10 protein-coding genes and 1 pseudogene are annotated in these 12,794 nt (G+C 66.4%); 5 read left to right on the top strand and 6 right to left on the bottom strand.

All coding sequences use genetic code 11. The features are described from left to right. Positions 1–11: 11 nt before the first annotated feature. The 3 genes and pseudogenes from GJV37_RS29870 to GJV37_RS21350 all read right to left on the bottom strand — a co-directional run. Positions 12–112 (bottom strand): annotated as a pseudogene (locus tag GJV37_RS29870) (hypothetical protein); the annotation flags it as partial. Between the two features lie 115 nt (positions 113–227). After that, complete coding sequence (locus GJV37_RS21355) at positions 228–1,721, bottom strand: aldehyde dehydrogenase (protein WP_193452934.1); 1,494 nt, start codon at positions 1,719–1,721, stop codon at positions 228–230. A gap of 182 nt (positions 1,722–1,903) precedes the next feature. Beyond that, the gene (locus GJV37_RS21350) at positions 1,904–2,701 is read right to left on the bottom strand and encodes a carbon-nitrogen hydrolase family protein (RefSeq protein WP_065083730.1); all 798 of its coding nucleotides are present in this window, start codon (positions 2,699–2,701) and stop codon (positions 1,904–1,906) included. 203 nt (positions 2,702–2,904) lie between these two features. Between GJV37_RS21350 and GJV37_RS21345 the strand changes: the two genes are divergently transcribed. From GJV37_RS21345 to GJV37_RS21335, 3 genes are all read left to right on the top strand, one after another. Further along, on the top strand, positions 2,905–3,813 hold the full coding sequence (locus GJV37_RS21345) for a LysR substrate-binding domain-containing protein (RefSeq protein WP_024766981.1): 909 nt from the start codon (positions 2,905–2,907) through the stop codon (positions 3,811–3,813). 294 nt (positions 3,814–4,107) lie between these two features. Further along, the gene (locus tag GJV37_RS21340) at positions 4,108–5,136 is read left to right on the top strand and encodes a DUF5924 family protein (protein WP_024766126.1); all 1,029 of its coding nucleotides are present in this window, start codon (positions 4,108–4,110) and stop codon (positions 5,134–5,136) included. Between the two features lie 79 nt (positions 5,137–5,215). Next, on the top strand, positions 5,216–6,055 hold the full coding sequence (locus GJV37_RS21335; protein WP_084359582.1) for an acyl-CoA thioesterase: 840 nt from the start codon (positions 5,216–5,218) through the stop codon (positions 6,053–6,055). Between the two features lie 113 nt (positions 6,056–6,168). Here the strand turns inward: GJV37_RS21335 and GJV37_RS21330 are convergent, their stop codons facing one another. Next, the gene (locus GJV37_RS21330; protein ID WP_024766124.1) at positions 6,169–6,510 is read right to left on the bottom strand and encodes a zinc ribbon domain-containing protein YjdM; all 342 of its coding nucleotides are present in this window, start codon (positions 6,508–6,510) and stop codon (positions 6,169–6,171) included. Positions 6,511–6,673: 163 nt separating this feature from the next. Between GJV37_RS21330 and GJV37_RS21325 the strand changes: the two genes are divergently transcribed. Both GJV37_RS21325 and GJV37_RS21320 read left to right on the top strand, forming a co-directional pair. Next, positions 6,674–9,646, top strand: a complete 2,973-nt coding sequence (locus GJV37_RS21325) for an autotransporter outer membrane beta-barrel domain-containing protein (RefSeq protein WP_170858222.1) — start codon at positions 6,674–6,676, stop codon at positions 9,644–9,646. A 193-nt stretch (positions 9,647–9,839) separates the two neighbouring features. After that, the gene (locus GJV37_RS21320; protein WP_024766122.1) at positions 9,840–10,109 is read left to right on the top strand and encodes a hypothetical protein; all 270 of its coding nucleotides are present in this window, start codon (positions 9,840–9,842) and stop codon (positions 10,107–10,109) included. 57 nt (positions 10,110–10,166) lie between these two features. On the opposite strand, the gene GJV37_RS21315 is transcribed toward GJV37_RS21320, so the two are convergent. Continuing rightward, entirely contained in the window at positions 10,167–10,802 is a 636-nt protein-coding gene (locus tag GJV37_RS21315; RefSeq protein ID WP_231387675.1) for a c-type cytochrome, read from the bottom strand. A gap of 168 nt (positions 10,803–10,970) precedes the next feature. Next, positions 10,971–12,785, bottom strand: a complete 1,815-nt coding sequence (gene oadA, locus GJV37_RS21310; RefSeq protein ID WP_170858221.1) for a sodium-extruding oxaloacetate decarboxylase subunit alpha — start codon at positions 12,783–12,785, stop codon at positions 10,971–10,973. Positions 12,786–12,794 lie beyond the last annotated feature (9 nt).

Raw genomic sequence — 12,794 nt, 5'->3', positions numbered from 1 at the left:
GACTTTCTCCTCTATCCCTCGGCGGTGCTCCGGCAGCCGGCCTGAGGGGTCTTCAGGGGATCGAGGGCGACGGACTTACCTGGGCAGTCTCACCGGCCGTCTCGAACGGTTCGGTTAGAACCTGTTTACGATCTGCTGCGCGTCGGCATGGCGGCGTTAAAAACAGGCTCTTATGAATCGGGGTATTGCTCAGGCGCCGGGTTCGACCCCGGCGGCCTGCCTTGTCTTCAGTCGCGCAGCTGGAACCAGGTGGTCTTCAGCTGGGTGTACTTGTCGAACGAATGCAGCGAGAGGTCGCGGCCGAAGCCGGACTGCTTGCCGCCACCAAAGGGAATCGCCGGGTCCAGCGCGTCCACGGTGTTCACCGACACGGTGCCGGCATTGAGCTTGCGGGCCACGCGGTGGGCGCGGTGCAGGTCGTCGCTCCACAGGGAGGCGGCGAGGCCGTAGATGCTGTCGTTGGCCAGACGCACGGCTTCCTCTTCGCTGTCGAAGGGGATGACTGCAAGCACCGGGCCGAACACTTCGTCGCGGGCCAGGGACTGTTCCGGGCGCACGCCGGTGAAGAGGGTCGGTTCGATGAAGTTGTCCGAGCCATTGAAGCTCAGCTGGCGGCCACCGCAGGCGAGCTGCGCGCCATCGCTCTGGGCGCGGTCGATGCAGGCCATGATGCCGGCGGTCTGCTTGTTGTCGACGATGGAGCCGGCGCGGCTGGCCGGGTCCAGCGGGTCGCCGGGCGCCCAGTCGCGGGCCTTGGCGATCAGGCGCTCGACGAACTCGTCGTGGATCGAACGCTCCACCAGCAGGCGCGAGTTGGCCGAGCAGACTTCGCCCTGGTTGAAGAAGATGCCGAAGGCGGCTTTTTCAGCGGCGAGGTCGAGGTCGCGGCAGTCGGCGAACACCAGGTTCGGGCTCTTGCCGCCGCACTCCAGCCAGACCTGCTTGAGGTTGGACTGCGCGGAATACTGCATGAAGTACTTGCCGACCTGGGTCGAGCCGGTGAACACCAGGGCGTCCACATCCGGGTGCAGGCCCAGCGCCTTGCCGGCGGTTTCGCCCAGGCCCGGCACGACGTTCAGCACGCCTTCGGGGATGCCGGCTTCGAGCGCCAGCTCGGCCAGGCGCAGGGCGGAGAACGGCGACTGCTCGGCGGGCTTGAGCACCACGGAGTTGCCGGCGGCCAGCGCGGGCGCCAGCTTCCAGGCGGCCATGTCGAGCGGGAAGTTCCACGGCACCACGGCGCCGATCACGCCCAGCGGCGTACGGGTGATGGTGGCCAGGGCGTTCTGCGCGGTCGGGGCGACCTGGTCGTAGAGCTTGTCGAGGCTTTCGGCGTACCAGGAGAACACGCCAGCGGCGCCGGGCACGTCGATATTCCAGGCGTCCATCACCGGCTTGCCCATGTTCAGGGTATCGAGCAGGGCCAGTTCGTCGCGGTTGGCCATCATCAGCTCGGCGAGCTTCTGCAGCACGGCCTTGCGCTCACGCGGCGCCATGCGCGCCCAGGGGCCGGTTTCGAAGGCCTGGCGGGCAACCCGCACGGCGGCGTCGATCTCGGCCGCGCCACAGGCGGCGACATTGGCCAGCAGGCGATTGGTCGCCGGGTCGATGGACGCGAAGGTCGCGCCGTCCTGCGCAGCCACGCGGCGGCCGCCGATCAGCGCGCTGTCGATGAAGGTCTGCCGGGCAGCACGCTGCCGCCAATCGTTGAGCTCGTACACCAGGGCACTCCGTGGAGGATCGTTGTTGTTGGAATGTGGATTGGATGGTCGCCGAAGGCCTTGCCAAGGAAAATTATTAAATTTGTCTTCGGGGTATATGAAAAAGCTGGGCAGCCTCGCACCAGCCCGGAGCATGGCGCGCCATCGCGGGGCGTGCCTGCGCACCGCTGCAGGGCCCGTATTCAGCGGGTCAGCGCACCGTACAGCTCGGGGCGGCGGCACGCCAGGTAAGGGAAAGTGCCGGCCTGGCGGGCACGCTGCTGCGTGTCGAGATCGACGATCAGCAGACTCTCCGCGGGCCCGGCGGCAGCCAGGCGCTCGCCGTCCGGCGCGACGATGCAGGAGCCGCCGAGGAAGGCCAGTCCGTCCTCCACGCCGCAGTGGTTGCAGTAGGCGACGAACAACTGGTTCTCCACCGCCCGCGCCGGGACGATCACGCCCGGAACCGCGCCGTACTCCGGCGTCAGCGCGGTGGGGATGAGGATCAGCCCGGCGCCGTTCAGTGCGTGGGTGCGTACCGCCTCGGGATACTCCACGTCGAAGCAGATCAGCAGGCCGATACGCCAGCCGGCGTAGTCGAACGGGGCTTCCAGCACATCGCCGGCGCTGAACACTTCGCGCTCCATGGCGCCGAACAGGTGCGCCTTGCGGTAGTGCCCGATGGCCTTCCCGGATGGGCCGATCACCTGCACCGAGTTGTACGGCTTGCCGCCCTGAGGGTGGCGTTCGGCGTAGCCGTAGGCGATAGCCAGCCCGAGGCGCTGCGCCAGCTCGCCGATACGCCGGGCGGATGGCCCGTCCGCCGCTTCGGCCAGCTCGTTCATCTGCTGCGGGACGTTGTAGCCGCCCAGCCAGAGTTCCGGGCAGAGCAGCAGCTGCGCGCCGGTTGCGGCGGCCGCGCTGGCCTGGCGCTCCAGTTGGTCGAGGTTGCCGGCAACGTCGCCGGGAAGTCCGCAGGTCTGCCACAGGGCCATGCGCATGGGCTTTACTCCAGTCCGCGTGTACGGGATTTGCAGGGTGCATTTAGGGTTTGGGCGGAGTATGCCCGCGCCCGGAGGGACGCAGCAGGCGGCCAAGGCCATGAAAAATGTGGTCCCCGGCGAGGAAAATCTTCGCCACGGGCCGCCCCCCCCGGCCGGCTCAACGCGGTATCTTGTATAAAAAAGCATCAACGAGGCGTGCAGTGGCTTCCTATACCTTGCGGCAACTGAAGTATTTCGTGACCACCGTGGAGTGCGGCAGCGTGGCTGAAGCCTCGCGCAAGCTGTACATCGCGCAACCGTCCATCTCCACGGCGATCAAGGGCCTGGAAGAGAGCTTCGGCGTGCAGCTGTTCATCCGCCACCACGCCCAGGGCGTGTCGCTCACTCCCAGCGGCGCGCGCTTCTACCGCAAGGCGCAGGAACTGCTGCGCATGGCCCACGAGTTCGAGCAGAACGCCCTGGCCGACAATGACGTGGTCGCCGGGCAGATCGACATCGGCTGCTTCGAGACCGTCGCCCCGCTCTACCTGCCGCGGCTGATCTCGGGCTTCCGCGAGCGCTACCCGGGCGTGGAAATCCGCATCAGCGACGGCGAGCAGCAGGAGCTGGTGCAGGGCCTCACCGCCGGCCGCTTCGACCTGGCGCTGCTCTACGAACACGACCTCGACGCGACCATCTCCACCGACCCGCTGATGCCCGCCCAGCGCCCCTACGCGCTGCTGCCGGAGAACCACCGCTTCGCCAAGCAGGACAAGGTGTCCCTGCGCGACCTGGTGCTGGAACCGATGATCCTGTTGGACGTGCAACCCAGCCGCACCTACTTCGTGCGCATCTTCGAGGAACTGGGGCTGAACCCGCACATCGCCTTCAGCTCGCCCTCCATCGAGATGGTGCGCGGCATGGTCGGCCAGGGTTTCGGCTTCTCGGTGCTGGTCACCCGCCCGCATTCGGAGTGCACCTACGACGGCAAGAAGGTGGTGATGGTGAACATCGCCGAGGACGTCAGCGCCTCCGGCCTGGTCGCCGCCTGGCTCAAGCGCGCCCAGCTGACCAAGCCGGCGCAGCTGTTCGTCGACTTCGCACGGGAGGAGTTGAGCGGGAAGCACTGAGGCCTGCTGTTCGTAGGAGCGAGCTTGCTCGCGAACAGACGTCGGCGCTGCGGCCTGCCCTCACCCTCTCCCGGAGGGAGAGGGGACTGGTCGGCATGCACTGAATACACAGCGCTCGCCGGCTAACTCCGAAAACAAGCCAACACTGCGAACGGCCCCCTCTCCCCCTGGGAGAGGGCTGGGGTGTGGGAAACACCCAGGCACCAAACTCCCCTCCCGTCACTCCCCGTGCCCCTCGCCGACATCCGGCGTTACAATCTCGCCCCCTTTCGTTTCCGTTGTCCCATCGTCCCCATGCTCATCTGGAAAGAGCGCGTGCAGCGCCTGATCACCCTCGTCCTCGGCCTGCTGCAGCGCTACCCGCGCCTGATCGCCCTCTTCGGTTTCTGCTCCGGGGTGTTCAGCTTCGTCATGGTCGACCGCCACCGCGCCGGTTTCGCCCGCGCCATGGCCATCGTCATGCTGGTCAGCTGGATCTGGCTGATGCTGGAGAACCTGCTCACCAAGCGCTTCAAGAGCCGCTTCGGCTGGGAAGTACCGCCGGGCCTGCTGCGCTACGCGACCCAGTTGATCCACCAGGAAAGCCTGTTCTTCTGCCTGCCGTTCTTCTTCGTCACCACCACCTGGAACAGCGGCCAGGCGCTGTTCACCGGCGTGCTGACGCTGGCGGGGCTTGCCGCGATCACCGACCCGATCTACTACAAGTGGCTGTCGGTGCGGCGCTGGACCTTCCTCGGCTATCACACCCTGACGCTGTTCGCGGTGCTGCTCACCGCGCTGCCGATCATCCTCCACCTGAGCACCCCGCAGAGTTACCAGGCGGCGCTGGGCATCGCCGTGCTGCTGTCCTTCCCCAGCCTCGCGGTGACGGTGAAGATCCACAAATGGTGGCGCTGGTTCGCCCTCGTCGGCCTGACCCTGTCCATCGGCGCGGTGGGCTGGTTCGCCCGCGCCTGGGTGCCGCCGTCGACCCTGTGGATGACCGAGATGGCGGTGACCGAGAGCTTCGACAACGCCCAGCGAACCCCAGGCGACAGCCTGGAAACGGTCAGCGTCGCGCAGATCAAGAGCCAGGGCCTTTACGCCTACACCGCGATCAACGCTCCGCGCGGGCTGAACGAGCGCATCTATCACGCCTGGCGCAAGGACGGCCAGGAAGTCGACCGCATCGCCCTGGACATCAAGGGCGGCCGCGAAGCCGGCTATCGCGCCTGGACGCACAAGCAGAACTTCCCCAGCGACCCCAGCGGCAAGTGGCAGGTGCAGGTGCTCACCGAAGCCGGACAAGTCATCGGCACATTGCGCTTCGAGGTCACGCCCTGACCGCTCGGTATCCTTGACCCGCCTCGGCGCTTTCCTCTACATAGAGCCTCTCCCGAGAACAAAAAGCACCGAGAGAGTCATGACCGATACTGCCCTGCACCCGTTCGACCGCGCCGTGGCCCTGCAACCCGTCGCCGGCCAGCCCAACCTCTACGAAGGCCACACCAGCCAGGACTACTGGAACATGGTCGGCCCCTTCGGCGGCGTGACCGCCGCGGTCCTGCTGCAGGGCGCGCTGCGCCATCCGCAGCTGCTCGGCAGCCCGGTGTCATTGACGGTGAACTATGCCGCTGCCGTCGTGGCAGGCGCCTTCCAGGTCGAAGCCATCCCGGTGCGCACCAACCGCTCCACCCAGCACTGGCTGCTGCAACTGACCCAGCCCGATGACGCCGGCGAACAGCAGGTCACCACCACCGCCACCCTGGTCACCGCGCTGCGCCGCGAAACCTGGAGCCTGACCGATATCCCCGCGCCGAACGTCGCTCCGCCCAGCGACTTCGAGCCGATGAGCCCAGCCGCCAAGGGCGTGGCCTGGCCCAGGCAGTACGAGATGCGCCCGGTCTCCGGCGCCTTCCCGACGAAATGGGACGGCAGCGGCGAGACCAGCCGCAGCCAGCTCTGGATGCGCGATGCACAACCACGCCCGCTGGACTTCCTGTCCCTGGCGGCGCTGAGCGACATCTTCTACCCGCGCGTCTGGCTGCGCCGCGCCACGCCGGTACCGGCCGGCACCGTGTCGATCACCACCTACTTCCACACCGACGCGGCGCAACTGGCCGAGGTCGGCACCGGCCACCTGCTGGGCGACGCCCGCGCCCAGGAATTCCGCAATGGCTTCTTCGACCAGAGCGCGCAGCTGTGGAGCGAGTCCGGCGCGCTGCTGGCGACCAGCAACCAGATCGTTTACTACAAGGAATAAGTGCCTCAGACCCGTTTTCGGAGGGGCATGGGTCACCTGTAGGAGGTATTGCGGCAGGCAGGCAACAAAAAGCCCGGCACTTGGCCGGGCTTTCTCATCGCTGTGCAGTAGGCTCAGACCTTGCGCACGAACTCCGACTTCAGCTTCATCGCGCCGATGCCGTCGATCTTGCAGTCGATGTCGTGGTCGCCGTCGACGAGACGGATGTTCTTCACCTTGGTGCCGACCTTCACCACCAGGGACGAGCCCTTGACCTTGAGGTCCTTGATCACGGTGACGGTATCGCCGTCCTGCAGCAGGTTGCCCACCGAGTCCTTGATCACGCGCGCGTCGCCGTCAGCCTCGGCGGATGCATCGGCGGACCACTCATGGGCGCACTCGGGGCAGACCAGCTGGGCGCCGTCTTCGTAGGTGTATTCGGAATTGCATTTGGGGCAGGGCGGCAGCTGGCTCACGGCGGTTCTCACAGTGGAAACGGTAAAAAGACCGCAGAGTATATAAGGTTTCTCCCGTCCCTGCCCGGCAACAGCATTGACAATGAGCCAGCACCGTTACAAAAGCGTAAGAATCCATCGCTATAAAAGGCGGCCTCTTCGATAAGAAAAAGGACGCCACGCCATGCTGCACAAGCCCTCCCCGCTCGCGCTGAGCATCGCCGTCGTTCTGGCGAGCCTGGCCGCCGAAACCGCCCATGCCGTTCCGGTATCGCCCATCATCAGCGACGCGCAGACCAGCAGCCGGACCCTGGCCAACCAGGACACCCTGACGGTCACCCGCACCGGCAGCCTGGTCACCAGCGGCAAGAGCCTCGACCTCAAGGGCGCAGCTACCGGCAGCGGCGTGGTCATCGACAACAGCGGCCTGCTGCAGTCCACCACCGGCCGCGTGGTCGATACCTCCGGCAGCGACAGCACCACGCGCTTCTACCAGATCATCAACCGCGAAGGCGGCCGCATCGGCGGCTACGACGACGCCATCCGCATGAACAACCCGTTCAGCGCCGGCAGCCTGCTGATCGACAACGCCGGCAGCATCACCTCGGCCACCGGCCAGGCGCTGGACCTGGACAAGCTGCAGAGCGCCGCCGCCACCACGATCATCAACCGCGCCAGCGGGGTCATCCACAGCGACGGCAACGACGCGATTCGCCCCGGCGGCAACGCGAGCATCACCAACTACGGCGAGATCAGCAGCTCCGACATGGTCACCGCCGACACCAAGAACGACGGCATCGACTTCCAGGGTGCCGCGGGCGGCCAGGTGGAAAACCACGGCCTGATCAGCGGCGGCCGCCACGGCATCACCACCGATGTGGGCGCCACCCTGATCAACCATGCGGACGGCGTGATCATCGGCCGCAACGGCTCGGGCTTCGGCTCGGACGGCGACGGCACCGTGATCAACTACGGGCGCATCAGCGGCGCCTACAACGGCCTGGTGCCGGACGGCGACGGCGATGGCGTGGACATCGACTACACCGGCCACATCGAGAACCACGGCATCATCGAAGGTCTCGGCGCAGCCGGCTCGAAGGACGGCTCGCCCAACGGCAGCGAAGGCATCGCCATGGGCGGCGGCACCGTCATCAACTACGCCGGCGCGGTCATCCGCAGCGTCGACCGCGGCATCCTGGTCGACGACGGCAACGGCAACAGCGGCTTCAGCTCCACCACACTGGAAAACCACGGCACGATTTCCGGCGAATCCTCCTCGGGCGTTACCCTCTCGGGCGACCTCGACGACACCGTGATCAACGACGGTCTGATCCACGGCGGCAACGGCATCGCATTGGAAATGGGCGGCGGCAACGACAGCCTGGTGCTGCTCTCCGGCAGCCGCTTCGAAGGCCTGGTGGACGGCGGCAGCGGCCGCGATAGCGTGACCCTCGACGACGCCGCCGGCGGCAGCTTCGGCAACAGCAGCAACTTCGAATGGCTGGAAGTGAAACAGGGCAGTTGGGCCCTCTCCAGCGTGAACGACTTCAGCGAAGGCGGCGAAGTCTTCAGCGGCGCCAGCCTGAGCAACACCGGCAGCCTCCTCGGCACCCTGCAGGTCAACCAGGGCGCCACCTACTCGGGCAGCGGCAGTGTCGGCGGCCTGGACGTCGCCGGCACCCTGGTCGCCTCGCCGACCCTGGGCGCTGCCCACGTCACCGGCAACCTCAACCTGCAGAGCGGCTCGACGCTCTCCTTCGGCGTGGAGCCCAGCGGCGCCCACGCCATCGTGCAGGTGGACGGCACCGCCAGCATCGCAGGCTCGCACCTCGCCGTGCAGGCTGGCAGCGGCAACTGGCCGTGGCAGAGCAGTGTGCAGGTCATCAGCGCTACCGGCGGCGTCAGCGGGCAGTTCGCCGACGTGAAGAGCAACTTCGCCTTCCTCACCCCGACGCTCAGCTACAGCGCCAATAGCGTCGACCTGCAACTGATCCGCAACGACGTGCAGTTCGGCGACCTGGCCAGCAGCAGCAACGGCCGCAATGCCGGCGCCGCGCTGCAAAGCCAGAACGGCGGCGCGCTGTACAACGCACTGGTCACCAGCGATGCAAGCAACGCCAGCGCTGCCCTGGATCAGTTGGCCGGCGCCAGTAACGCCAGCCTCGCCACCGCGACCATCGTCGGCAGCCAGCAGGTCGGCAGCGCCATGCTCAACGCCGTACGCCAACTGGGCAGCAGCAGCTTGCTGGCTGCCACCGAGCGCAACGATACGCCGATGCTCGCCGCCACCGGCGTGCCCAGCGAAGCGCGCAACCTGAACGACCCGAACGCCTCCGGCCGGCTGTGGGTACAGGGCATCGGCAGCCACGGCAAGCTCGACGAACACAACAAGAGTGGCGACCTGCAACAGAACACCGGCGGCACCCTGCTCGGTGCCGACTGGGCGGTGACTCCGGACTGGCGCCTGGGCGTGCTGGGCGGCTACTCGCACACTGACCTGGATGGCAGCGGCGGTGTTTCCGGCGATATCGACAGCTGGCACCTGGGCACCTACGCGCTGCACCAGAGCGGCCAGCTGGCCGTGCGACTGGGCGCGGCCTACAGCAGCCACGACGGCGAGAGCAAACGCCGGGTCGAGTTCGACGGCGTCAGCGATCGCCCCAAAGGTGACTATGACGCCGACAGCTGGCAGGCCTTCGCCGAGACTGGCTACGCCATGGGCAGCGGCCGCCTGAGCGCCGAGCCCTACGCACGCCTGGACTACCAGCGCTACGAGCGCGATTCGTACGACGAGAAAGGCGGCGCCGCCGCACTGCACGTCGACTCCCAGGACCAGGACAACCTGAGCAGCACCCTGGGCCTGCGCATCGCCCGCCTGGATACCCTGAGCAACGGCATGAGTTTCACCCCGCGCCTGGGCCTGGGCTGGCGTCACACCTTCGGCGACATCGACAGCGAAACCCGCCAGTCCTTCATTGCCGGCGGTGATGCCTTCAGCGTCCAGGGCACCGCGTTGGACCGCAACAGCCTGCTGCTGGACGTCGGTTTCGACGTCGGCCTGTCCGCACGCAATAGCGTCGGCATCGGCTACAGCGGGCAGATGGGGAGCAATGCGCAGAACCACGCGCTGATCGCCCAGTGGCAGATGGCGTTCTGACCTGAACAACGTGCAACGAAAAAAAGCCCGGTACCCACCGGGCTTTTTCCTTTGAGTCTTTGACACGGATGAATCGGAAATTTCCCGGCCAATCTCGGAGCACGGCAAATGGCCTCACACCCCGGAGACGGCAAAGCTTGCGGCCCCGGTCAACCGACCGGCATTCGCCAACCCTCGATGAGTGAGCACCCTCATGAAAAAGCTTTGCCTCCTGATCGCCGCCTGCGCCGTCCTCGCCGCCTGCGACAAGAAACCCGAGCCGACCTCGCAGACCGCTGTGCCCGCAGCCGCCACCCAGCAAGCCAAGCCTGCGCCGCAACCTGAAGCCGCGCCGGCGGAGCAGCCCGCACCGGCTTCCACCGAGGAACAAGCCACTCCGGCAGAGCAGCCAGCCGCCGAACAGGCCGCACCGCAAGCGCAACCCGAGACCGCCGACAAGCCGGCCGAGAACAAGCAGCAGTAGGATTTCACCCGGCTTTACAGCGCATTCCAGCCAGCCGCCGCGGGGCGGCTGGTTGATTCAGGGGCGCAGTTGGCTGAGGTAAGCGGCCAGCGCCTTGATGTCGTCATCGCTGAGTAGCCCGGCTACCGCCAGCATCGGCGAGCCGGCCCGGCTCGGGTCCTTGTCACGGTAGCGCTGCAGCGCGTGGGTCAGGTAAGGCCTGGGCTGCCCGGCAATGCGCGGGAAGCCATCACGGCCCATCGCCTGGGCGCCATGGCAGGTCACGCAGACCGTGGCGAAACGCTGGGCACCCTGCTCGATCTCCGCCGCGTCAGGCACGGCTTCCGTGCGTGGCAGGACCTCCTGCTGGCTGAAGTAGTAAGCGATATTCACCCGCTCGTTGAGCGTCAGCAGCTTGGCCGCCTGGTTCATCACGAAGTCGGTGCGCTGGCCGTCGACGTACTTCTCGAAGGCATCGAACAGGTACTGCGGATTCTGCCCGGCCAGGTTGGGGATGTAATCGCGCTTGCTGTTGCCGTCCTTGCCGTGACACTTGCTGCACAGCAGGATGCGCTCCTCGGCGGCCGCATAGGCCTGTTCGCGCTTGGCCGGGTCCTTCTCCAGGGCAGCAAGCCGATCCATCATTTCCGATGACTGCGCCAATGCCTGGGCGCTCGCGCACAGCAGCACCCACCACAGAACGACTCTCCCCATCACCGCACCCTGGTCAGTTTTCCCAGCGTCGACGCTAATGGGTTTCTGAAGGAAGTTTCCGACGCAGATCAAGCAAACGCGCCGTCGGCTGAAAAACCTGCGGGCAAAAAAAGGGGGAGCATCGTGCTCCCCCGTGGGACTGAACCTTAAAGACCCGTCTGTCCTTGGTCAGCCTTCAATTTCAACCAGGATCTCACCGGGGTTGACCCGGTCGCCCTTGGCTACGTGGATGGCCTTCACGGTGCCGGCGATGCCCGCCTGCACTTCGGTCTCCATCTTCATGGCTTCGGTGATCAGCACGGCCTGGCCGGCCTTCACACTGTCGCCTTCCTTCACCAGCACATCGACGATGTTGCCCGGCATGGTGGTGCTGACATGGCCCGGCTCGCTGGCGTGCTTGCGCTTGTTGCCACCGCCGCCGACGAACTCGTTGAGCGGCTCGAACACCACTTCTTCGGGCATGCCATCCACCGACAGGTAGAAGTGGCGCTTGCCGTCGGTCTTCACGCCGACGCCGGTGATGTCCACGCGGTAGCTCTCGCCGTGCACGTCGACCACGAATTCGGTCGGTACGCCCTCACCGCCGGCAGCGGCGACGCCCTTGCCGTTGGGGATCGGCAGCAGCTCTTCGGGTTTCAGGGTGCCGGCGGCACGCTCCTCGAGGAACTTGCGGCCGATGTCGGGGAACATGGCGAAGGTCAGCACGTCCTCTTCGGACTTGGCCAGGCTGCCAATCTCTTCGCGCAGCTTGTTCAGCTCCGGCTTGATCAGGTCGGCCGGGCGCACGTCGATAACTTCCTCGTTGCCGATGGCCTGGCGGCGCAGCTGCTCGTTGATCTTGCCCGGCGCCTTGCCGTAACGGCCCTGCAGGTAGAGCTTCACCTCGTTGGTAATGGTCTTGTAGCGCTCGCCGGCCAGCACGTTGAAGAACGCCTGAGTGCCGACGATCTGCGAGGTCGGGGTGACCAGGGGCGGGAAACCGAGGTCTTCGCGCACGCGGGGGATTTCCGCGAGCACTTCGGGCATGCGGTTCAGCGCGCCCTGTTCCTTGAGCTGGTTGGCCAGGTTGGAAATCATCCCGCCCGGTACCTGGTTGACCTGCACGCGGGTATCCACGCCAGTGAACTCGCTCTCGAACTGGTGGTACTTCTTGCGCACGGCGTGGAAGTACATGCCGACTTCCTGGATCAGCTCCAGGTCCAGGCCGGTATCGAACGGGGTGTCGCGCAGGGCGGCGACCATGGATTCGGTGCCCGGATGGCTGGTGCCCCAGGCCATGCTGGAGATCGCGGTGTCGATGCGGTCGGCGCCGTTTTCCACAGCCTTGAGCTGGCACATGCTGGCCACGCCGGCGGTGTCGTGGGAGTGCACCACCACGTCCAGCGGCAGCGCCTCTTTCAGCGCCTTGACCAGTTGGCCGGTGGCATACGGAGTCAGCAGGCCGGCCATGTCCTTGATGGCGATGGAGTCCACGCCCATGTCGGCCATGGCCTTGCCCTGGGCAACGAAGGCCTCGATGGTGTGCACCGGGCTGGTGGTGTAGGCGATGGTGCCCTGGGCGTGCTTGCCAGCAGCCTTCACCGCTTCGATGGAGACGCGCAGGTTACGCACGTCGTTCATCGCGTCGAAGATGCGGAACACGTCGATGCCGTTGACCGCCGCCTTGGCAACGAAGGCACGGACCACGTCGTCGCTGTAGTGGCGGTAGCCCAGCAGGTTCTGCCCGCGCAGGAGCATCTGCAGACGGGTGTTGGGCAGCGCGGCCTTGAGCTTGCGCAGGCGCTCCCACGGGTCTTCCTTGAGGAAGCGTACGCAGGCGTCGAAGGTGGCGCCGCCCCAGACTTCCAGCGACCAGTAGCCGACCTTGTCGAGCTTGTCGCAGATGGGCAGCATGTCCTCGGTGCGCATCCGGGTTGCCAGCAGCGACTGGTGGGCGTCGCGCAGGATGGTATCGGTGACGGTGACTTTCTTGGCAACGGTCATGTACGTGAT

The organism is Pseudomonas nitroreducens (assembly GCF_010994165.1).
GTDB lineage: Bacteria > Pseudomonadota > Gammaproteobacteria > Pseudomonadales > Pseudomonadaceae > Pseudomonas > Pseudomonas nitroreducens.
Note: the sequence above shows the minus strand (reverse complement) of the source record. Positions and strands in the feature narration are given on the sequence as shown.